The 22572-nt window shown below is 72.3% G+C and carries 14 protein-coding genes; all 14 read left to right on the plus strand.

Annotated features, from left to right (window positions below):
• The first annotated feature begins 83 nt into the window (after positions 1–83).
• The 14 genes from ABZ780_RS20515 to ABZ780_RS20580 all read left to right on the plus strand — a co-directional run bounded on the left by ABZ780_RS20515 (position 84) and on the right by ABZ780_RS20580 (position 22572).
• Positions 84–2996 (plus strand): glycosyl hydrolase, encoded by a 2913-nt coding sequence (locus tag ABZ780_RS20515; RefSeq protein WP_357487036.1) that lies wholly within the window; start codon positions 84–86, stop codon positions 2994–2996.
• A gap of 465 nt (positions 2997–3461) precedes the next feature.
• A complete protein-coding gene (locus ABZ780_RS20520; protein WP_357487037.1) occupies positions 3462–4754 on the plus strand; it encodes a cytochrome P450 in 1293 nt (430 codons plus the stop codon).
• Between the two features lie 228 nt (positions 4755–4982).
• Positions 4983–5462, plus strand: coding sequence for a helix-turn-helix transcriptional regulator (locus ABZ780_RS20525; RefSeq protein WP_357001321.1), 480 nt, complete (start codon positions 4983–4985; stop codon positions 5460–5462).
• 181 nt (positions 5463–5643) lie between these two features.
• A complete protein-coding gene (locus tag ABZ780_RS20530) occupies positions 5644–8097 on the plus strand; it encodes a nitrate- and nitrite sensing domain-containing protein (protein WP_357487039.1) in 2454 nt (817 codons plus the stop codon).
• Positions 8098–8114: 17 nt separating this feature from the next.
• Complete coding sequence (locus ABZ780_RS20535; protein WP_357001325.1) at positions 8115–8519, plus strand: roadblock/LC7 domain-containing protein; 405 nt, start codon at positions 8115–8117, stop codon at positions 8517–8519.
• 38 nt (positions 8520–8557) lie between these two features.
• Positions 8558–9751, plus strand: coding sequence for an ABC transporter substrate-binding protein (locus ABZ780_RS20540; protein ID WP_357001328.1), 1194 nt, complete (start codon positions 8558–8560; stop codon positions 9749–9751).
• A gap of 5 nt (positions 9752–9756) precedes the next feature.
• Positions 9757–10644 (plus strand): branched-chain amino acid ABC transporter permease, encoded by an 888-nt coding sequence (locus ABZ780_RS20545; protein ID WP_357487206.1) that lies wholly within the window; start codon positions 9757–9759, stop codon positions 10642–10644.
• On the plus strand, positions 10641–11660 hold the full coding sequence (locus ABZ780_RS20550) for a branched-chain amino acid ABC transporter permease (protein WP_357487041.1): 1020 nt from the start codon (positions 10641–10643) through the stop codon (positions 11658–11660). The genes ABZ780_RS20545 and ABZ780_RS20550 overlap by 4 nt, the downstream gene beginning before the upstream one ends.
• Entirely contained in the window at positions 11657–12400 is a 744-nt protein-coding gene (locus ABZ780_RS20555; protein WP_357487043.1) for an ABC transporter ATP-binding protein, read from the plus strand. The genes ABZ780_RS20550 and ABZ780_RS20555 overlap by 4 nt, the downstream gene beginning before the upstream one ends.
• Positions 12400–13170 (plus strand): ABC transporter ATP-binding protein, encoded by a 771-nt coding sequence (locus tag ABZ780_RS20560; protein WP_357001334.1) that lies wholly within the window; start codon positions 12400–12402, stop codon positions 13168–13170. Before ABZ780_RS20555 ends, ABZ780_RS20560 begins: the two co-directional genes overlap by 1 nt.
• Before the next feature lie 30 nt (positions 13171–13200).
• Positions 13201–14034 (plus strand): class I SAM-dependent methyltransferase, encoded by an 834-nt coding sequence (locus ABZ780_RS20565; RefSeq protein WP_357487045.1) that lies wholly within the window; start codon positions 13201–13203, stop codon positions 14032–14034.
• Positions 14035–14363: 329 nt separating this feature from the next.
• A complete protein-coding gene (locus ABZ780_RS20570; protein ID WP_357487047.1) occupies positions 14364–19826 on the plus strand; it encodes a carboxyl transferase domain-containing protein in 5463 nt (1820 codons plus the stop codon).
• A 335-nt stretch (positions 19827–20161) separates the two neighbouring features.
• Entirely contained in the window at positions 20162–21355 is a 1194-nt protein-coding gene (locus ABZ780_RS20575) for an endo-1,4-beta-xylanase (RefSeq protein WP_357001342.1), read from the plus strand.
• A 206-nt stretch (positions 21356–21561) separates the two neighbouring features.
• Positions 21562–22572 carry an endonuclease/exonuclease/phosphatase family protein gene (locus tag ABZ780_RS20580; RefSeq protein ID WP_357487049.1) on the plus strand — a complete coding sequence of 337 codons (1011 nt, stop codon included), beginning with the start codon at positions 21562–21564 and terminating at the stop codon, positions 22570–22572.

Genomic DNA, 22572 nt, shown 5'->3' on the forward strand with positions numbered 1-22572 from the left:
GAGCGCTCTCTCAGTCGACCTTCTCCTCAATTCAGACGCAACGCGCCGCGTCCGGCACGGACCCGGCGTGCGATGGAGGCACCATGAAACCTCCCGTCCCCCACCGCCGATGGGTCCTGGCCGCCACCACGGCCCTGGTCCTGGCCGTCGGCGGCCTCACGATCCCCCTCACGCGCGCCGCCGAGGCCGCCCCCGTCGGCGCCGGCAGCTACACCACCACCCCGGTCGGCCCGCTCCCCACCGGCTGCGGCGCGATGTCCAGCAACCCTCGGCAGTTCGCCACCGCCAACGCGCCCGGCGGCGCCATACCCACCAACGACTGGTGGTCCTCGCTGCTGTGGAAGCGCACCGACTGCGCCTTCAGCGAGCCCCTGCACGCCCACCCGATCTCGTACGACACGTTCACCGACGGGCTCGGGTTCTCCGCCAACTCCACCCCCGCCATCAGCGGCACCGCCACCGGCGTCGGCGAGTTCCACTTCCCGTACGTCCAGGACATCCGGGTCGGTGTCGCCGGGCTCGGCGCACCCCAGGTCAAGGTCGACGGCTGGACCGACTGGACGGTCAGCCCACACTGGAGCGACGGCACCCGCACCCTGCGGGCCACCATCGGTCACGGCCTGCCGTTCGCGTACTTCCAGAGCACCGGCGGGGACGCGGTGATCAGCACGAGCGGCAACCCCGAGGTCTGGTCCAACAGCGGCACCACCGTCGGATTCCGGGTCAACGGCCACGACTACGTGGGGTACGCCCCCAGCGGCGCGAGCTGGAGCGTCGGCTCGGGCCGGATCTCGTCCACTCTTGCCGGTCGCGGGTACTTCTCGGTGGCCCTGCTGCCGCCGACCTCCAGCGCGTCGGAGCGCGCCGACCTGGCCGCGACCTACGGGCGGTACGCGCACGCCCACGTCACCGGAACCACCGTCTCGTACGCCTACGACCCGGCGACCAGCGGGCTGAACACCACGTACGCGTTCACCACCACCGCCCGGGAGGGCAGCGCCACGCAGACGGTGGTCAGCCTCTACCCGCACCAGTGGAAGTCGCTGGCCGGCTCCACCCCAATCACCCCCACCTACCCGTCCGCGCGGGGCCGGATGAAGGTGCTCACCGGCGTCAACCAGTTCCGCACCGCCATGAAGTTCCAGGGCGTACTGCCGGAGTTGCCGGCCGTCGCCGACGGCAGCGGCGCCGACCTGGCGACGCTCACCGGCCACCTGGCCGCCGCTCGCGGGAACCCGATGGACCAGCGCGGCAACGACACCTACTGGACCGGCAAGGGGCTCGGCCGGGCTGCCCGGCTGGCCGAGGTCGCCGACCTGGTCAACGACACGGCCACCCGCGACAGCGCGCTGAACGCCATCCGCAGCACGCTCACCGACTGGTTCACCGCGTCCAGTGGCAAGACCAGCAGGGTCTTCTACTACGACAGCAACTGGGGCACCCTGATCGGCTACCCGGCGTCGTACGGCTCGGACCAGGAGCTCAACGACCACCACTTCCACTACGGCTACTACATCGCCGCCGCCGCGACGCTTGCCAAGTTCGACCCGTCGTGGGCCTCCGCCAGCCGCTACGGCGGCATGGTGGACCTGCTGATCCGCGATGGCAACAACTACCGGCGCGACGACACCCGCTTCCCCTACCTGCGGGACTTCGACATCTACGCCGGCCACGACTGGGCCTCCGGGCACGGCTCGTTCGGCTCCGGCAACAACCAGGAGTCCTCGTCGGAGGGGATGAACTTCGCCAACGCCCTCATCCAGTGGGGACAGGCCACCGGCAACACCGAGGTCCGTGACGCCGGCATCTTCCTCTACACCACGCAGGCCGCGGCCGTCCAGGAGTACTGGTTCGACGTCAGCGACCAGAACTTCCCCGCCGCCTTCGGGCACTCGACGGTCGGCATGGTCTGGGGCGACGGCGGCGCGTACGCCACCTGGTTCAGCGCCGAGCCGGAGATGATCCAGGGCATCAACCTGCTGCCGATCACCGGTGGGCACCTCTACCTGGGCAACAACCCGGCGTACGTCCGCACCAACTACGCCGAGTTGGTCCGCAACAACGGCGGGCCACCGACGGTGTGGCAGGACATCCTCTGGCAGTTCCAGGCCCTCGGCGACGGTGACGCGGCGCTGGCGAACCTGCGCGCGAACCCCGGCTACACGGTCGAGGAGGGGGAGAGCCGGGCGCACACGTTCCACTGGATCCGCAACCTCGCGGCGCTGGGCACCGTCGACACGACGGTCACCGCCAACCATCCCCTGAGCGCGGTCTTCTCCCGCAACGGCTCGCGCACCTACGTGGCGTCGAACCCGACCGCGAGCCCGATCACCGTCACGTTCTCCAACGGCACCCGGCTCACCGTGGCGGCCGGAAAGACGGCCACCACCGGGGCGTACACCTGGAGCGGTGGCAACGCCTCCGGCGGCGTCACCCCGACCACGCCGCCCACCACCGCCCCGCCGACCACGGCTCCGCCCACCACCGCCCCGCCGACGACGCCTCCCGCGACCACGCCGCCGCCGACCTCGGGCTCGCCGACGCGGTACCTGCTGGCCGGTGGCGGGCTGGGCGCCGCCGGGAGCGCGGCCACGACGACGGTCGTGGCGGCCAACGGAAACCACGACGGTACGCCGACCAACGCGCGGGTCTTCACGGCGACCGGCCTCAACCTCGCCTACTCCGGCGGGCAGACCGCGTTCGACCTGTTCCTGGACGCGGGCACGGCGGTCGGCAACGGCGTACAGGTGCGGATCTCCTACGACCTGACCGGCAACGGCAGCTGGGAACGGGTGGAGACGCTGCGCTACTTCGCCACCGACCCGGTTCCCGGCTACGAGCACTACACCCAGAACGCCGGCCTGGCCTCGGCCACCGGCACGTTGGGCGCGCTGGTCAACGGCACGGTGCGGGTGGAGGTCTGGTCGGCGATCGGCAACAACCCCACCACCCTGGGCATCGGCAACCAGTCGGTGCTCCGGCTCCCGTACTCCTGAGCACGGGCCCGGGTCGCCGTCGGTCGAGGTACGGCCGGCGGCGACCCGGGGCCGCACGGTGATCGTGGTCGTGAGGGGCGCGTCACCCTGTCGTACCGGAGATCGTTTGCCGGTCGTGGGGGTGGCGCGCTCGGTCATTGGCGCGCGGTCCGACGGGGAGGACCCACATTGCGTCGGGGAGGGAACGATCGTGGCCGGAAAACGCTCGGGGCACCGGATGGAAAGGCAGCCGTGCGCGGACCGGCAACGTTCCGGGCGCAACTTGCATCCGGCGGCGATTGGCGACGCTTTTGCAAGGCGCAACGGCGGTGCACATTAATAGATGGCCGCCTATCTTGACTTGTGCATCGAGCTGACGCACCGTGAAGAGCAACAGGCGGCGGAACGCCATTGTCGACCCCGATCTGACGTCGCTCGGAAAATGGCGTCGTCGTCGATTTCACGCCGTGCGTCAGGAGGCGTTCCATGCGGTTGAATCCGTTCGGCAGAATCTATCTCACCGACCCGGCCGCGATGTGGCGGCGCATTCTCGACGACCCGGACGGGGTGCAGCACGCCGAGGATCTGGGTCTGTGGTTGATCAGCCGGCACGCGCACGTGCGGCGTGCCCTCTCCGACCCGGCGACGTTCGGCAACTCCCTCACCCTCGCACCGGTCTACGAGGTCTGCCCGGAGGCGCTGAGCGTGATCATGCGGCTCGACGTGCCGCCCACCACGGTCGCCGCCGACCCGCCCGTCCACCCCCGCACCCGCCGCGCCCTGCGGGCGACCTTCGCGAACACCCCGGACCGGGTCGAGGCCGCGTACGGCGCGATCGTCCGTCGCCGCGTCGACCAACTGGTGTCCCGGCTCGCCGCCCGATCCGGCCAGCGGGTCGATCTCGTTCGGGAGTTCACCAGCGAGCTTCCCCTGCTGGTCGTGCTGGACATCCTCGGAGTGCCCGACACCGACGTCGACCGGATCCGGATCTGGGCGGACGGCCAGATCGCCCTCATCTGGGGGCAGCCGGACCCGGTCGAGCAGGTCCGCCTGGCGCGGGGTCTGCTGGAGTTCTGGCACTACTGCCAGGACCTGGTGCGGCAGCGGCTCGACAGTGGGCGCGACGGTGACGACTACATCTGTCGAGCGCTGGCCTACCGCGACGACGATGACGAGGTGCTGACGGTGACCGAGGTGGCGAGCATCGCCTTCAACCTCCTGGTCGCCGGCCACGAGACGACCGCCGGCCTGCTCGCCCACGCCCTGGACCAGGCGCTGTCCCAACCGCACCGGTGGCGGGAGATGGCCGCCGACCCGCGCTGCGTCCCCGCGTTCGTGGCCGAGACGCTGCGGTTCGCGCCCGCCATCGACGGCTGGCTGCGGGTGACCCAGCGCGACGTCACCCTGGGCGAGGTCACCATCCCGGCGGGGGCGCGCTGTCTGCTGCTGATCGGGGCGGCGAACCGGGACCCCTCGGTCTTCGCCCACCCGGATCGGTTCGACCCGCACCGCACCGACGTGGCCGATCAGCTGTCGTTCGGCCACGGGCCGCATTTCTGCATCGGCGCCGCATTGGCGCGACTGGAGGCCGACGTCGCCCTCACCGGCCTCGCGGCGGCCATTCCCGGCCTTCGACTGACGCCCGGATATCGCCGTTCCTTCAAGCCCAATGTCGCGTTTCGCGCACACCACGCGTTGCCCGCGACAATCGATGTCACGACGCCGGTCGACGGCCCGACGGCACCACCGGCCGCACCCGCCGAGGCGCACGCCGCCTGAGCGCGCACCCGCGCACGGCGCGAACTGAGGCCGGCCGGGGCGGGTCGGCGCGCCGCTCGGGGCGACCCGAGCGCACCCGTTCGCACATTGGGCAACGATCCATGTCGGTGAACGTCTTCACACCCATCGGGTCCTGGGTTAAGAATTGCCCCCTACGAATCTACCGCCCATCGGCCGATCTCGATCTGACACCCAATGCTGATTCACGGGTGCCACGAAGGTGAGCGCATGGAGCACACGCCCCCGCAGGACGCCGCTCACGCCGCCGCCAGCCACCGGTTCCGGTGGGAACTGCGCAGCTGTCGGGTGCGACGGGGCCTGACCCAGCGGGCCCTGGCGGATCTCGTGCGCTTCAGCCGGGAAACGGTCGCGGCGGTGGAGTCGGGTCGCCGCTTCGGCAGTCACGAGTTCGCGGTCCGCTGCGACGACGTCCTCGACACCGGCGGCCGACTGGCGGCGCTGTGGCCGCAGGTCGCCGCCGAGCAGTTGGCGGCCGACGGCCGGCGAGGCCCCCGGTCCCCGGAGCCGGCGCGGCTGGATCCACCGGTGCCGCGCCAGCGCGGTCGACGCGACGCGCGCGACCCGGGCGCCGTCGTGGACGCCATCGACGAGTTGCGGGAGCTGATCGGCCAGGTGCTCAACGGCCAACCCGAGGCCGACGATCCGGCAACCCGCCGCGCGCTCGACCCCCTCGACGACCAGCGCTGAGTGCGTGATCTGACGACCGACGCGGGGAGCGACCGGCCGCTGACTCTGGGTACAGATGCTGGTACGGGCAGTTTGTACCACCGCCAGGTATGGCCTCAGGGCGCGGGTTCCGGCGGAATGGGACTTGCATTCGGCAAGGTGCGAATAGACCGTCGTCGACGAGTCGTGGGAGTCAATCTTGGTGTCGAGCACGAGGTCCCACGCGGCCCGACCCTACCCGACCCGTCGGCGCGGCTGGAAGATCGCCGGTCGGATGCGCCTCATCGTGGCCGCGCCGCTGGTCGCCGTGATCGGGTTCGCCGGCCTCGCCCTCACCGAGAGCGCGCGACAGACGGCCCGCGCCAGCGACCTGGAGGTCGTGGCCCGCCTGGGCGGCGAGGCCGGCGACCTCGCCTACCGGCTGCAACGCGAGCGCATCGCCGCCGCCGACCTGCTCACCACCGCCACCCCCGAGCAGCAGGACGCCTTCGGCGACGCGATGGTCGCCACCGACGCCGCCGTCGACCGGTACCGCCGACAGCGCGACCGGGTGCACGCCGGCACCGACGCGCCCCTCCTGCGCCGCATCGACAGGGCGCTGGACGGCCTCGCCCCGCTGCGCACCCAGGTACGCACGGCCGAGCACGCCGCGGTGTCGGCGATGACGTTTAGCTACCGCATCGCGATCGCCGACCTGATCACCTTTCGGGAGAGCATCTCGCACGGCGTGGTCGACGCCCGGCTCGCCGACGGGATCCGCGCCTCGGCCGCCCTGTCGAAGACCGCGGAGGCCATCGGTCAACAGCAGGTCGCCGTGCTCCGCGCGGTCGCGGCCGGCGAGTTGACCCCCGCCATGCAGCAGGACATCACCGCCGCCCGCACGAGCTACACCGAGTCCAGCCTGTCGTTCCTGGCCCTGGCGCCCGCCGAGTGGAGCCTCTGGTGGGAGCAGGCCGGCACCGGCAAGGACGCGCTCACCCTGCAACGGATGCAGGACGACGTGTCCCGCGCGCAGCCGGGATCACGCCTGCGACTGCGGACCGACGCGTGGGTGACCACCACGCAGCAGCGCTCCGCCCGGCTGTCCGACCTGCGGGCGCGCGTCGACGCCGCGGTGCTCGACGACGTCCGGGCCGCCCACACCGACCAGCGCCGCCGGGCCGTCGCCGAGGCGGTCGGTGTGCTGCTGGCCCTGCTGCTGACCGCGCTGGTGACCTGGGCCGTGGCCCGGCAGATCACCCGCCGGCTGCGCCGCCTGCGCGACGCCGCCAACGCCGTCGCGTTCGAACAACTGCCCGCCGTGGTGGCCCGCCTCCAACGCCCGGACAGCTCCAGCGTCGACCCCGACGAACTGGCCCGCCAACAGTCCACCGCCGCCCTCGAACCCTCCAGCGACGACGAGATCGGCGAACTGGGCCAGGCGTTCAGCGCCGTGCACCAGGCCGCCGTGCGTACCGCCGCCGAACAGGCCGTCATGCGCGCCAACACCGCCGACATCTTCATCCACCTGAGCCGCCGCGAGCAGCGCCTGGTCGACGCCGTCCTGGCCCAGGTCGACCGCGTCGAACGGGACGAGACCGACCCCGACCGGCTCGACCAGCTGTACACACTGGACAACCTCGCGACGCGGATGGGACGCATCAACGCCAGCCTGCTGGTGCTCGGCGGCGTCGGCGTGGGACGGGTGCGCCAACACGACGTACCGCTGCAACAGGTCCTCCAGGCCGCCCTGTCCCAGATCGAGCACTACGCGCGCATCCGGCTCGGCATGATCGACGGGGACATCGCCGTCGCGGCCAAGAACGTCGACGAGGTCGTCCACCTGCTCGCCGAACTCATGGACAACGCCACGGCGTACTCGCCACCGGGCAGCGAGACCTGGGTGAGCGGCCGCAGCCTCGGCGACCGGGTCATCGTCCAGATCAGCGACGAGGGCGTGGGGCTGCCCCCGCAGCGGCTGCAACAGCTCAACGACCTGCTGGCCCGCCCACCGGCCATCGACGTCGCCGCCGTCCGGGCGATGGGCCTGGTCGTCGTGGGCCAACTCGCGGCCGGCCTCGGCGCCAACGTCCAACTGCGACGCGGTCCCCGACGCGGCACCATCGCCGAGGTGACGCTGCCCGCGGCGATGATCCGGTCGCTGCCGCCGGAGGAGTACCTCCTCGCACCCGGCCGGCTGTCGCGCCGGGCCGCCCGTACGGCCGCTCCCCCGGCCTACCGGCCACGCCCAGAGCCGACAGCCGGCCGGCCTCCCGCCCAGCGGACCCTGCCGGCGGCCCCGGTGTTCCGACCGACCCCCACCGCGGCCGACCGGGGCACCGCGCCGACCGAGGAGTTGCTCATCTTCGAGGAGGTCAACCACTGGTTCCACAGCGACGTCACCGCCGCGCCCGCCGACCGGCAGTGGTCCAGCCCCGCCGACGACGCCTGGCGCACGGCCGCCCAGGCGCACACCCCCGACGTCGGCGCGACCACCCACTCCGGCCTGCCCAAACGACAGCCGCAACGGCACCTCGTGCCCGGCGGCGTCACAGTGCCCCAGCAGCGGGAACGCTCCGAACACCGGGATCCGGCCCAGGTGGCCACGGCGATGGCCGCGTACGCGCGCGGAGTCGCGGCCCGCAGGCGAACCCCGATCAACCTCGGCAAACCATGACCCGACAGGGAGAGCACGTGACCGACCACCAGGACCTCGGCTGGCTGCTGGACAGCTTCGCCGAGCGCGCGACCGAGGTCAGCCATGCGATCGCCATCTCCAGTGACGGCCTGATGGTGGCCGCCACCCGCGACCTGCCACCCGACCGGGCCGACCAACTCGCCGCGACCGGCAGCGGGCTGGTGAGTCTGCTACGGGGCGCGGCGGCCTTCTTCGACGCCGGGGCGGTGATCTCCAACGTCACCCAGCTCGAAGGCGGATTCATGTTCTCGATGGCGTTCAACGACGGGGCGTCGCTGCTGGTGCTCGCCTCGCCGGAGTGCGACGTGGGCATGGTCTCGTACGAGATGACCGAGCTGGCCAACCGGATCGGCGACACGCTGACCCCCGCGGCCCGAGCGGCCCTCGCCCGCAGCCGCTGACCCCCCGGCACACCCCTCCCCCTTCCCCTGGAGACGACATGTCCCTCACCACCCCTGCGCGCCGCCGTGCCCTCGGGGCCACGCTGCTCGCGCTCGTGCTGACCGCCGGCACGGCCTGCGCCGGCGACGGGCCCGACACCACCGCCGGCGGACCGATCAAGATCGGCCTGCTCGCGTCGCTGTCCGGGACGTACCAGTCCGTCGGCAAGGACATCCGCGACGGCTTCGAGCTGTACCTGGCCACGCACGACGGCAAACTCGGCGGCCGGCAGGTCGACCTCGTCGTCGCCGACGAGGGCAACGGCGCCGCGACCGCCGTGCCGGCGGCCACCAAACTCCTCAAGCAGGACCGCGTGGCCGCGCTCACCGGCATCGTCGGCGGCGGCTCGGTCGCCGGGGTCTACCCCCTGCTCCAGGAGACCAAGGTGCCGCTCGTCGGCTCCAACGGCCGCCCCGAACTCAAGGACGTCTCCCGGGTCTGGCACACCTCATACCTGTCCGACGAGCCCGGCGCCGCGATCGCCCAGCACGTCCGGGACAACGTCAACGGCTCGGTGTACGCGATCGGCCCGGACTACCAGGGCGGCTGGGACGAGTTGCGCGGCTTCACCGACGCGTACGCCAAGGCCGGCGGGAAGCTCGCCAACCCCGACGGGAAGACCACCTTCACCCCGTTCCCGGCCACCACCAACTTCACGCCGTACTTCGCCCGGATCAAGGCCTCCGGCGCGCAGGCGGTCTACACCTTCTACGCCGGCAGCGCCGCCGTCGACTTCGTCAAGCAGTACGCGCAGTCCGAGATCAAGGACATCCCGCTGTACGCGGCCGGGTTCCTCACCGAGGGCGGCGTGCTCAACGCGCAGGGCGAGGCGGCCCGGGACATCTACTCGGTGCTCAACTACTCCCCCGACCTGGACAACGCGGAGAACCGCGCCTTCGTCGCGGCGTGGAAGGCCAAGCACGACGGATCGCCGACGACCTACGCCCTGGCCTCGTACGACGCGGCGGCGGTGCTCGACCGGGCCATCGGTGCCGCCGGCAACGACCCGACACCGGAGGCCATCAACGAGCAGATCGGCAAGCTCGGGCAGATCGCCAGCCCCCGGGGCGCCTGGCAGTTCTCCACCGTGACGCACTCGCCGGTGCAGAAGTGGTACCTGCGCCAGGTCCGCCAGGACGGCCGGGCGCTGTCCAACACCGTCGTGGGTGACCTCGCGACCATCGGCCAGTGACCACGATGGCGGCCGGCATGAACCGGATCGACCCGTACGTCATCCCGGCGCTGGACGGTGTCGCCTACGGGCTGCTCGTCTTCGTCGCCGCGGCGGGCCTGGTCTTCTGTTTCGGCGTCGCCAACATCCTCAACCTGGCACACGGCACGCTCTACGCGATCGGCGCCTACACGGCGGCGGCCGTCCTCGACGGCGGCTGGGCGAGTCTCGCGCTGGCACTGGCGATCGGTGTGCTGGCCGCCGCCGCCGCGGGTGCGCTGCTCGCCGGCCTGCTCACCCCGGTCGCGACCGGCAACCACCTCACCCAGGCGCTGCTGACCTTCGGTGTGGCCCTGGCCGGCGGCAGCCTGCTCGTCGCCGGCTTCGGCCCCGACGATCCGCAGGTCCGGGTCCCCGCCGCCCTCGACGGGTCGGTGGTCGTCGCCGGCCACCGCTACGCCGCGTACCGGCTGGTCTTCATCGCGGTGGCCGCGGCGCTGGCCGCCGGGATCTACCTGATCGTCCGGCGGACCAGGGCCGGAATGCTGGTCCGGGCAGCCGTCGACGACCCCGAGATGGTCGCCTGTCTGGGCGTGAGCCCCGCACGGATCCGGGCCGGTGTGCTCGCCGCCGGTGGCGCGCTGGCCGGCGCGGCCGGCGTCCTGGGCGCGCCCATCATCGGCCCCGGCACGGACACCGCCGACACCGTGCTGCTGCTGTCCCTGGTGGTCGTCGTCCTCGGCGGCCTCGGGTCCATGATGGGCACCCTGCTCGCGGCACTCGCGATCGGGGAGATCCAGACCCTGGGCGTGGCGCTGCTGCCGTCCGCCGCGCCGTTCCTGCTGTTCGCCGCCATGGCCGCCGTCCTTGCCGTACGGGCACGGGGCCTGGCCCTGCGGTGGAGGGCGACATGAGGGACGCGGTGATCCGGTGGGTGCGCGGCGCCGTGGCGGCGGTCGTCCTGGCCGGCCTGGCCGTGGCGCCGTGGATGGTCGACGACTACACCACGGCGATCCTCGCCCGGACCCTCGCACTGGGCCTGGTCGGGGTGAGCGTGGCGCTGCTCACCGGCGTCGCCGGGTTGCCCACCCTCGGCCAGACCGCGCCCTACGCGGCGGGCGCCTACGCCTGCGCCGTGCTGGGCAGTCAGGTCTCCGACGTCGGCGTCGTGCAACTCGCCGTGGCCGCGACGGCCGGGGCGACGCTGGCCGCGCTGACCGTGCCGCTCGTCGCGCCCGCCCGGGGCGTCATCGTCCTGATGATCACCCTGGCGATCGGCGAACTCGTCGTGACGGTCCTCGGCCGCTGGCGGTCGGTGACCGGCGGCACGGACGGGCTCGCCGGCATCGCCCCGGTCCGCCCGTTCTGGGGCCTGCCGGTCCTGGCCACCGACCAGGCGCGATACCTGTACACGTTGGTCGTCGTGGCGACGCTCGTCGGTGCCGTGCTGCTGCTGCTGAGGACCCGGGCCGGCCTGGTGCTGCGCGCCGGCCGCGACGACGAGATGCGGCTGCGGGCCAGCGGGCACCGGATGCCGCTGTACGTGTCGGGCGCGCACATCGCCGCCGGGGCGATCGCCGGCGCCGCCGGTTCCCTGCTGGTCGTCGCCCAGCAGTACATCTCCCCCGCCGACTTCGGCTTCGACACCTCCGCACTGCTGCTGCTCGGTGTCGTCATCGGCGGCACCGCCTCCGTCGGCGGGGCACTGGTGGGCGCCGCGCTCGTCATCGCCGTACGGGACTGGCTGTTCGGGGTGCTGCCCGGCCACGCGCCGCTGGTGCTGGGCGCGCTGTTCGTGGCGACGGTCTACCTGCTGCCCACCGGCGTCAGCCGCGCCCGACGCCCGCGCCGCGGGTCACCGCCGCCGACCGCCGCGCCGGACGTCGCTCCCACCCCGGACGACGCCGCGGTGGCGGGGTCACGCCGATGACCTGCCTGCTCGACGCCGAGGAGGTCACCGTGCGGTACGGCTCGCTCGCCGCGCTCGACGGCGTCGACCTGTGCGTGCACGACGGTCAGCGGCACGCGCTGATCGGCCCCAACGGGGCCGGCAAGTCGACCCTGCTCAACGTGATCGGCGGGTCGACGCGGCCACGGCACGGCACGGTGCGCTTCGCCGGCCGGGACGTCAGCCGCCTCGGGCCGGCGGCACGCGCCCGGCTGGGCATCAACCGGATCCACCAACGACCCGCGGTCTTCTCGACGCTCACCGCGACGGAGAACATCGTGGTCGCCGCACTACCGCGGACCATCCGGCGCCGCCGGTGGTGGCCCGGTGGGAGCGGGCGGGTCGCCCGACAGCGGGCCGGTCCGCTGCTGGAGCGGATGGGCCTGACCGAGGTCGCGGCGGTGCCCGCCGGGCACCTCGCGCACGGGCAACGACGGCAGTTGGAGATCGCGATGGCCCTGGCCGGCCGCCCCCGCCTGCTGCTGCTCGACGAACCGGCGTCCGGGCTGTCCGCCACCGAGGTCGGCCGGCTGGCCGAGCTGCTCGCGGGGCTGCCCAGGGAGGTCGCGGTGCTGCTTGTCGAACACCACCTGGACCTGGTGTACGCCCTCTGCGACACGGTCACCGTCCTGCGCGACGGCCGGACGGTGGCCGCCGGAACACCGGACGAGATCCGCACCTCGCCGCAGGTGCGGCGGGCCTACGCCGAGGGGGTCTCCTGATGTTGTACGTGGAGCGGCTCTGCGCCGGCTACGCCGGTGGGATCGTGCTGCACGAGGTGAGCCTGCGGGTGCGGCCGGGCAGCGTCCAGGCCGTGGTGGGCCGCAACGGGGCCGGCAAGAGCACGCTCGTGCACACGATCGCCGGGCTGGTCCGCGCCTCCAGCGGCCACATCGAGATCGGCGGCGTCCACGTGGCCGGTCGGCAACCGCACCGCGTCGCGCAGTCCGGCGTCGGTCTCGTCCCGCAGGGACGGCGGGTGTTCTCCCGGTTGACGGTGGCCGAGCACCTCGTCCTGGCGGCCGCGCCCTGGCGGGCGGCGACACCCGGCGGCGAGGGCTGGACGGTGGCCCGGATCCTCGAACTGCTGCCGAGGCTGGCGACGCGGCTGCGGCACCGCGGCAGCGAACTCTCCGGCGGTGAGCAGCAGATGCTGGCCATCGCCCGCGCGCTGCTCGGCCAGCCACGGGTGCTGCTGCTCGACGAACCGTGTGAGGGGCTCGCACCCGACCTGGCCGCGCGGGTTCGCGCCCTCATCGCTGACCTGGCCGCCGACGGGTTGACCGTGCTCCTCGTCGAACAGCAACTCCAGCACGCGATGGAGGTCGCGGACCGGGTGGCGGTGCTGGAGTACGGCCGGGTGGTCTACGACCGGCCGACAGCCGAGGCGCGCGCCGACCCGGCCCGGTTGGAGGCGCTGCTGAGCCTCGCCCCCGCCCCGACGCCCCCGGCCATCCGCACGACCCCGCGGCTCTGGGCCGACACCCCGTAGGTCACCCGACCCCTGGAGAGGCAGACACCGATGGCGACCCACGCACCCGATGGCGACTACACCTTTGACAACGGCTCACCGGACGCTGTCCCGCAGATGCGGGCCCTGGAGTCCTTCCTGGACCCGATCACGATGCGCCGCCTCGCCCGCCCCGTCCTGCGTCTCGGGTCGAGGTGCTGGGAGGTCGGGGCCGGTGGCGGCTCGATGGCCCGGCGGATCGCCCGCGCGGTCGGCGCGGACGGCGACGTGCTGGCCACCGACATCGACCCCACGCACCTCGTGGCCGAGGGCAACCTGCGCGTACGACGGCACGATGTCCGCACCGAGCCGCCGCCCGGGGACGCGTTCGACCTGATCCACGCCCGGCTGGTGCTGCTGCACCTGCCCGACCGGCGGCGGGTGCTGCGTACCCTCGCCGACGCGGTGGCTCCGGACGGCTGGCTGGTGGTCGAGGAGTTCGACTGCACCGCGCCGGTGCGGGTGCTGACGGCGCCGACCGACGACGCGGCGAAGCTCTTCACGCAGGTGATGGACACGATGATGGGTGTCCTGCAGGATCACGGCGCCGATCTGGGTTGGGCCCAGGACGTCCACACCGAGATGGCCACGGCCGGCCTGGCCGACGTCGACACCATCACCCACTCGCAGAGCTGGGTCGGCGGGTCGAGCGGGACGTCGCTCTACGAGACGAACTCCCGCCAGCTGGAGCCGGACCTGCTGGCGGCGGGGCTGTCGTCCCAGCAGTTGCACGCCTTCCGTCGGCTGGTGCGCGACCCCGGGTTCGCCGTGATGTCGTACCACTTCGTGTCGACGCGGGGTCGCCGACCGGCCGGCATCGTCCGCGGTGCGCCGCACACCCTGTAGAGCATCCTAGGAAGTTACCGCCGCGCGGCCGGTGGCCTTGTCGACCGTGGTCGGCGGGGCCACCGGCCGCGTCGCCGTCCCGGTGGCGAAGCGGCCACTATCTCGCGAACCTCGCCAACGGCGCATAAAGGTATCGACGCCGAGGATCGGGCAGGGATCCCGCACCCCCGGCTCGACAGCCAAAAAGTTTTGTCGAGTTCCTACAATTGAGCGGCGGTTGGTTCGGTGGTTGCGCCATGGCGCTGCCCGCTCCCAGCCGGAAAAGTGATCACTAGCGGGAGCAGTCGTCTCGCGGCGCGCACATCATGGTCTACCAAAGGGGTCGTCGGGTGTTCAACCGTGTCGCCATCGTCAACCGTGGTGAAGCCGCCATGCGGCTCATCCACGCGGTCCGAGAGCTGGCCGCGGAGACGGGCATCCGGATCGAGACCGTCGCCCTCTACACCGACGTCGATCGCACCGCCACCTTCGTCCGCGAGGCGGACATCGCCTACGACCTGGGTCCGGCGTCCGCACGCCCCTACCTCAACATGGCGAAGCTGGAGCGTGCCCTGGTCGAGACCGGGGCCGACGCCGCGTGGGTCGGCTGGGGTTTCGTCGCCGAGGACCCGGCGTTCGCGGAGCTGTGCGAGAAGATCGGCGTCACGTTCGTCGGCCCGAGCCCGGACGCCATGCGCCAACTCGGCGACAAGATCGGCTCGAAGCTGATCGCCGAGGAGGTCGGCGTACCTGTCGCGCCGTGGAGCCGTGGCGCCGTCGAGACGCTGGACGCCGCTCGCGCCTCGGCGGCCGAGGTCGGCTACCCGCTGATGCTGAAGGCGACCGCCGGCGGAGGCGGGCGCGGCATCCGCGTGATCCGCGACGAGGCCGAACTGGTCGACGCGTACGAGCGCACCAGCCAGGAGGCGGCGCGGGCATTCGGCAGCGGCATCGTGTTCCTGGAGCGTCTGGTCACCGGAGCCCGGCACGTCGAGGTCCAGGTGATCGCTGACGGGCAGGGCACCGCGTGGGCGCTCGGCGTGCGTGACTGCTCGGTGCAGCGACGCAACCAGAAGGTCATCGAGGAGTCGGCGTCACCGGTGCTCAGCCCCGAGCAGGCGGCCGAGTTGAAGACGTCGGCGGAGCGCCTCGCCGTCGCCGTCGGCTACCGCGGTGCCGCGACCGTCGAGTTCCTCTACCACCCCGGCGACCGGCTGTTCGCGTTCCTCGAGGTCAACACCCGCCTGCAGGTCGAGCACCCGATCACCGAGCTGACCACCGGGTTCGACCTGGTCAAGGCCCAGCTGCACGTCGCCTCGGGCGGCCGGCTCGACGGCGAACCGCCGGTCGAGCGCGGGCACGCCATCGAAGCCCGGCTGAACGCCGAGGACCCCGACCGCGACTTCGCGCCGTCGCCCGGCCGCATCGCGCGGCTGGACCTGCCCGCCGGTCCCGGCATCCGGGTGGACACCGGTGTCAGCGAGGGCGACACCATCCCCGCCGACTTCGACTCCATGATCGCGAAGATCATCGCGTACGGCCGCACCCGCGACGAGGCGCTCGGCAAGCTGCGCCGGGCGATGGCCGACACCACGGTGATCATCGAGGGCGGGGCGACGAACAAGAGCTTCGTGCTCGACCTGCTCGACCAGCCCGAGGTGCTCGACGCCAGCGCGGACACCGGCTGGATCGACCGGGTTCGGGGCGAGGGCCGGCTCGTCACCCACCGGCACTCCGCGGTGGCACTGGCCGCCGCCGCCATCGAGTCGTACGAGGAGGAGGAGCACGTCGAGCGGCAGCGGCTGCTGTCGACGGCCTCCGGCGGGCGCCCACAGGTGCAGCACACCAGCGGCCGACCCCTCGACCTCAAGCTGCGCGGCGTCACCTACCGCCTGCGGGTGGCACGGATCGGCGCGCACCGGTTCCGCGTCGGCATCGAGGCGGGCGGCACCGTGCGCACCGCCGACGTCGAACTCGACCGCTTCGACCGGCACACCGGCCAGATCGTCGTCAACGGTCTCCGGTACCGCCTGCTCACCGGCACCCACGGCCCGACCCACCTCGTCGAGGTCGACGGCGTGACGCACCGGGTCAGCCGCGACGAGGGTGGCGTCCTCCGCTCCCCCATGCCGGCGCTGGTCGTCGCCACCCCGCTGGAGGTCGGCGCGGAGGTCGAGGCCGGCGCGCCGGTGCTGGTGCTGGAGGCCATGAAGATGGAGACGGTGCTGCGGGCGCCGTTCCGGGCGCGGCTCAAGGAGTGCGCCGTCTCCGTGGGCAGCCAGGTCGAGGCCGGGGCGCCGCTGATGCGGCTGGAGCCGCTTGGCGACGAGGCCACCGACAGCGTGGCCGGCCCGAGCGCCACCGCCGCCGTCGAGCTGGACCTGCCGGCCGCCGACGACGAGGTGTCGGCGTACGAGCGCGGCCGGCGCGGGCAGGAGGATCTGCGCGGCCTGCTGCTCGGGTTCGACGTCGACCCGCACGACGACCGTCGGGTGCTCGACGACTACCTCACCGCGCGGCGGACGGCCACCGAGGACGGCCACCGGCCGCTCGCCGCCGAGCTGGACCTCATCGAGGTCTTCGCCGACCTGGCCGAGTTGAGCCGCAACCGGCCGACCGGCGAGGACGGCGGCGCCCACGTCCGCAGCGCACGCGAGTACTTCCACACCTACCTGCAGAGCCTCGACGTGGAGCGGGCCGGGCTGCCGGACGCCTTCCAGGCCCGGCTCGCCAAGGCGCTCGGCCACTATGGTGTCACCGACCTGGAGCGCACCGGCGACCTCGAAGCCGCCGTCTTCCGGATCTTCCTCGCCCAGCAGCGCGCCGCCGCCGACGCCACGGTCATCGCGACGTTGTTGCGCGCGTGGCTGCGGGAGACCCCGCCGGACGAGGCGCTGCGGGAGCCGGCCGGTTTGGCGCTGGAGCGGCTGGTGGCCGCCACGCAGGTGCGGTTCCCCGTCGTCGCCGACCTGGCCCGGGGCGTGGTGTTCGCCTGGTTCGCCCAGCCGCTGCTGCGCCGCAACCGCGCCCGCGTCTACGCCCAGGTCCGTGGGCACCTGCGGCACCTGGACGCGCAGCCGGACTCGCCCGACCGCGCCGAGCGCGTCGCCGAGATGGTCCGCAGCACCGAGCCCCTGGTCCGGCTGCTCGGCCAGCGCCTCGTCCGCGACCACCTCGACAACACGATCATGCTGGAGGTGCTGACCCGGCGGTACTACGGCAACCGGGCGCTCACCAGCGTGCGTACCCACGAGGTCGAGGGCTGCTCGTTCGTGGTCGCCGAGCGCGCCGAGTCCAGCGTGGTCTCCACCGCGGTGCGCTTCGACGCGCTGGGCGTCGCGCTGCGCGGGCTGGCCGAGCTGACCGGCGGTGAGGACGCCGTCGACGCCGACATCTACCTCGCCTGGGAGAACCAGCCGGAGGACTTCGACGCGATGGCCGCCGCGCTGCTGGAGGTCGTCACCGCGCACCCGCTGCCGTCGCGGGTCCGCCGGCTCACCACCACCGTCGCGGGTCGCGGCGGGGCGGTGATGCACCACCACTTCACCTTCCGCCCGTCGGACGGTCAGCTGACCGAGGATCGCCTGATCCGCGGCCTGCACCCGTACATCGCGCAGCGGATGCAGATGGAGCGGCTGCACCGGTTCGACCTGACCCGGCTGCCGTCGGCCGACGAGGAGGTCTACCTCTTCCAGTGCGTGGCCCGGGAGAACCCGTCCGACGAGCGTCTCGTCGCGTTCGCGCAGGTGCGTGACCTGACCGAGCTGCGCGAGCAGGACGGCCGGCTGGTGGCGCTGCCCACCGCCGAGGACACCATCGCCGCCTGCGTCGACTCGATCCGCCGCGCCCAGACGCTGCGACCGTCGAAGACGCGCTTCACCACCAACCGCATCGTGGTGTACGTCTGGCCGCCGAGCGAACTGACCCGCCAGGAGATGGAGATGATCGCCGGGCGCGTGCGCCCGACGACGGTGGGCGCCGGGCTGGAGGAGATCCTGTTCATCGCCCGCCAGCGCGACCGCCGGACCGGTGAGCTGACCAAGATCGCCGTTCGGATCACGTTCGACCCCGCGGGCGGCGCCGAGCTGACCGTCGGCGAGCCGCCGGTCGAGCCCGTCGAGCCGCTGGACGACTACCGGCTCAAGGTGCTGCGGGCGAGCAGCCGCAACACCGTCTACCCGTACGAGCTGACCGGTCGGCTCGGTGACTTCGCCGAGTACGACCTCGACGACGACCACGTGCTGGTGCCGGTGGAGCGGCCGAAGGGGCGCAACCGCGCCGCGATCGTCGCCGGTGTCGTCACCACGCCGGCACCGCTGCACCCGCAGGGCGTCACCCGGGTCGTGCTGCTCGGCGACCCGACGAAGTCGCTGGGCGCCCTCTCCGAGCCGGAGTGCCGGCGCGTGATCGCCGCACTGGACCTGGCCGAGCAGATGCGGGTGCCGCTGGAGTGGTGGGCGCTGTCCGCCGGGGCTCGGATCTCGATGACCTCGGGCACGGAGAACATGGACTGGGTGGCCGCGGCGCTCAAGCGGATCGTCGAGTTCACCCAGGCCGGCGGCGAGATCAACATCGTGGTGGCGGGCATCAACGTCGGCGCGCAGCCGTACTGGAACGCCGAGGCGACGATGCTCATGCACACCAAGGGCGTCCTGGTGATGACACCGGACTCGGCCATGGTCCTCACCGGCAAGCAGTCGCTGGACTTCTCCGGTGGCGTGTCCGCCGAGGACAACTTCGGCATCGGCGGCTACGACCGGGTGATGGGGCCGAACGGGCAGGCGCAGTACTGGGCGCCGAACCTGACCGCCGCGCGGGACGTGCTGATGGCCCACTACGACCACACGTACGTCGCGCCCGGCGAGACCGCCCCACGGCGGGCGACGACCACCGACCCCGTGGACCGGGACGTCTCCGACTTCGCGCACGACGTGGCGGGCAGCCCGTTCCACACGGTCGGCGAGATCTTCTCCGCCGAGGCCAACCCGGACCGCAAGAAGCCGTTCGACATCCGGACGGTGATGCGGGCGCTCTCCGACCAGGACCACCCGGTGCTGGAGCGGTGGGCGGGCATGGCCGACGCGGACACCGCGGTGGTGCAGGACGTCCACCTCGGCGGCATCCCGGTGTGCCTGCTCGGCATCGAGTCCCGGTCGGTGCCGCGGCGCGGGTTCCCGCCCACCGACGGCCCGGACACCTACACGGCGGGCACGTTGTTCCCGCGCTCGTCGAAGAAGGCCGCGCGGGCCATCAACGCGGCCAGCGGCAACCGACCCCTGGTCGTGCTGGCGAACCTGTCCGGCTTCGACGGCTCGCCGGAGTCGATGCGCAAGCTGCAGTTGGAGTACGGCGCCGAGATCGGCCGGGCGATCGTGAACTTCCAGGGCCCGATCGTCTTCTGCGTGATCTCGCGTTACCACGGCGGCGCGTTCGTGGTGTTCTCGAAGGCGCTGAACCCGAGCATGACGGTGCTGGCGCTGGAGGGGTCGTTCGCCTCGGTGCTCGGCGGCGCTCCCGCCGCGGCGGTGGTGTTCTCCGCGGACGTCAACGCCCGCACCGCCGCCGACGAGCGGGTACGCGACCTGCAGGCTCGCGTTGCCGCCGCGTCCGGCACCGAACGCGCCGCGTTGACCGCCGAGTTGGACGAGCTGCGGTCCTCGGTGCGCGCGGAGAAGCTCGGCGAGGTGGCCGCGGAGTTCGACCGGGTGCACAACATCCAGCGCGCCGTCGAGGTGGGCTCGGTGGACGCCGTCATCCGCGCCGCCGAACTGCGTCCGCGCATCATCGAGGCCATCGAGGCCCGCCTGCGCTAGTCCGCGCTCCACCGACGGTGCCACGGTCGATCCTTCGACCGTGGCACCGTCGTTTGTGCACGTGGATCGGACCGTCGAAACTTTCAGTGATCGGATGTTCGTGGCGGTGCAGCTCACCCCGGTGATTTCCGGAAGTTTTCAGTGTTGACGAGGCCCATCGACGGGCTTAACGTTTCGAGCATATTTCCGGTTCCCCCGCGGAACCACCGGCGCCACCCCTGACCTGTCCACACCCCCGGCACCCGGCGCCGACCCCACTCACCTCTCACCAGACACCGGGGCCGCACCTCCCTTCAAAGATCGACATCTGTCGATCAATATCGAGAGGAAGGCAGATGAAGCCAAGACGGTGGATCAGCGCCGGCGCCGTCGCCGTCGCGACCGCTGCCACGCTGAGCGCGATGCCCGCCACCGCGAGCCGGCCGTACGACCCGACCGCGCAGAGCCTCGGCGCGCTCGGCCAACGCCACGGCCTGCACATCGGCACCGCGGTGAACGCGACGGCCCTCAACGACGCCAGCGACCCGGAGTACCGCCGGTTGGCCGCCTCCGAGTTCTCCTCGGTCACCGCCGAGAACGCCATGAAGTGGGAGAGTCTGGAGCCCACCCGGGGCACCTACGACTGGGCCGCCGCCGACCAGCTCATCGAGTTCGCCAAGCGCAACAAGCAGAGCGTCCGAGGCCACGTGCTGGTCTGGCACAACCAACTGCCCGCCTGGCTGACCAGCGGCGTCGCCGACGGCAGCATCAGCAAGCAGCAACTGCGCGACCTGCTCCGCAAGCACATCACCACGGTGGTGAGCCGATACAAGGGCAAGATCTGGCAGTGGGACGTGGTCAACGAGGCCGTCAGCGACCCGTGGGACACCCCGTCGACGCTGCACTACAAGGGCTTCTGGGCACAGAACCTCGGCCCCGACTACATCGCCGACGCGTTCCGCTGGGCACGCGCCGCCGACCCCAAGGCGCTGCTGTTCTACAACGACTACAACATCGAGGCGTTCGGCTCCGGAAATCCCGCCGACGACAAGACGCAGTTCGTCTACGACATGGCCAAGGGTCTGCGCGCCAAGGGCGTCCCGATCGACGGCGTCGGCGCCCAGGGCCACCTGGGCACCCAGTACGGCAACTTCGACACCCTGCAGGTGACCGCCGCGCTGAAGAGGTTCTCCGGGCTCGGTCTCGCCACCGCGTTCACCGAGGTCGACGTGCGCAGTGAGATGACCGAGGCCGTCCGGGCCGGCAACTCCGCGGAGATCAACCCCCGGTTGCAGGCGTCGGCCGCCAACTTCAGCGTGCTGATGAAGGCCTGCCTCGCCGTCCGCACCTGCCTGTCGTACACCGTCTGGGGTTTCAGCGACAAATACTCCTGGGTGCCGGAGTGGTTCAGCGACCCGCCGGAGGGCATGGCCACCATCTACGACGAGAACTACCAGCCCAAGCGTGCGTACCAGGAGATCAAGTCCGACCTGATCTTCGCCGGCCCGCCGCACGTCCTGCCCCGCGTCGCGCCGAAGCCGCGCCGCTGAGCTGGACGCGGGCCGGGTGCGGGTTGACCACCCGCACCCGGCCCGCGTTCGCGCGGCCGCTCGGTCGGTCGGCAGCAGTGGCCGCATGAACGTCCGCTCGTAGCGCACCGGATGCGGTCCGCCGCCACGGCCCCAGCCGCCGGCCTGCTCACAGTAGGATCAGGGGCACCTCGGCGAAGGCCGTCGCCTCCCCCATCGGAGTCCGCATGTCCGAGCAGCCGGGCGCCGACACCACCCGATCCCGGTGGCACCCGCGCGACCTCGTCCGGCTCCGGGGTCGCGACATCGCCGGTCGTTCGCACCGACGTCTCCGCCGGGCCCTCGCCCTCGGCTGCCTGATCGCCGCCGCCGCGATGCCAGCCGGATCGTCGGTCGCCGGATGGCCGGTCACCCGATCGCCAGCCGCCGGCCCGCCCGTCTCAGGATCGCCTGCCTCTGGATCGCCGACGGCCGGACCGCCGGTCGCCGACATCCCCGCGCCCACCATCCTGCGGATGCTCCAGATGAACCTGTGCAACAGCGGTCGCGCCGGCTGCTACACCGGCCGATCGGTCGCCCGGGCCGCCGAGGTGATCAACGCGGAGCGGCCCGACCTGGTCACCCTCAACGAGATCTGTCAGGACGACGTGCCCGCCCTGCGACGCGTCTTCGCCGAGGTCCACACCGACGGGACAGTCGTGTCGGCCTTCCAGGCCGCTGGCGACCGCCCCAGCGGCGCCGACACCCGGTGCCGCAACGGAAAGTCGTACGGCATCGGGTTGCTGACCCGCCTGAGCGCGCCGGACACCCGACACACCGTGCACAGTGGAATTCATCCGACGCAGGACGTCGCGGACCCCGAGGAACGGGCCTGGCTCTGCGTGCACGTCGACAGCACGCTGCACGCCTGCACCACGCACCTGGCGGCCACCAGCCGCACCGTCGCGCTCGCCCAGTGCGGTCACCTGCTCGACGGGATCCTGCCGGCCATCCGCCGGAGCACCGGCTACGCGCCCACCGTCCTGGCCGGCGACCTCAACCTCCGCGCGGGCGACCCCGACGTGCGCGCCTGCGCCCCACCGGGCTACCTGCGGGTCGACGACGGCGCGCTGCAACACGTCCTGGCGAGCACCGACATCACCTTTCGCCGCACCAGGACGGTGCTCATGGACGGCGCGACCGACCATGCCGCGCTGCTGACCACCCTCACCATCGACGGCAGCCGCGCCAGTCGCTGA

Source organism: Micromonospora sp. NPDC047467 (assembly GCF_040643095.1).
Taxonomy (GTDB): domain Bacteria; phylum Actinomycetota; class Actinomycetes; order Mycobacteriales; family Micromonosporaceae; genus Micromonospora.

Excerpts from the sequence above, each read along its gene's own strand:
- ABZ780_RS20515 (WP_357487036.1), top strand. The coding sequence starts at position 84 with ATGAAACCTCCCGTCCCCCACCGCCGATGGGTCCTGGCCGCCACCACG.
- ABZ780_RS20520 (WP_357487037.1), top strand. The coding sequence starts at position 3,462 with ATGCGGTTGAATCCGTTCGGCAGAATCTATCTCACCGACCCGGCCGCG.
- ABZ780_RS20525 (WP_357001321.1), top strand. The coding sequence starts at position 4,983 with ATGGAGCACACGCCCCCGCAGGACGCCGCTCACGCCGCCGCCAGCCAC.
- ABZ780_RS20540 (WP_357001328.1), top strand. The coding sequence starts at position 8,558 with ATGTCCCTCACCACCCCTGCGCGCCGCCGTGCCCTCGGGGCCACGCTG.
- ABZ780_RS20545 (WP_357487206.1), top strand. The coding sequence starts at position 9,757 with ATGGCGGCCGGCATGAACCGGATCGACCCGTACGTCATCCCGGCGCTG.
- ABZ780_RS20550 (WP_357487041.1), top strand. The coding sequence starts at position 10,641 with ATGAGGGACGCGGTGATCCGGTGGGTGCGCGGCGCCGTGGCGGCGGTC.
- ABZ780_RS20555 (WP_357487043.1), top strand. The coding sequence starts at position 11,657 with ATGACCTGCCTGCTCGACGCCGAGGAGGTCACCGTGCGGTACGGCTCG.
- ABZ780_RS20560 (WP_357001334.1), top strand. The coding sequence starts at position 12,400 with ATGTTGTACGTGGAGCGGCTCTGCGCCGGCTACGCCGGTGGGATCGTG.
- ABZ780_RS20565 (WP_357487045.1), top strand. The coding sequence starts at position 13,201 with ATGGCGACCCACGCACCCGATGGCGACTACACCTTTGACAACGGCTCA.
- ABZ780_RS20575 (WP_357001342.1), top strand. The coding sequence starts at position 20,162 with ATGAAGCCAAGACGGTGGATCAGCGCCGGCGCCGTCGCCGTCGCGACC.
- ABZ780_RS20580 (WP_357487049.1), top strand. The coding sequence starts at position 21,562 with ATGTCCGAGCAGCCGGGCGCCGACACCACCCGATCCCGGTGGCACCCG.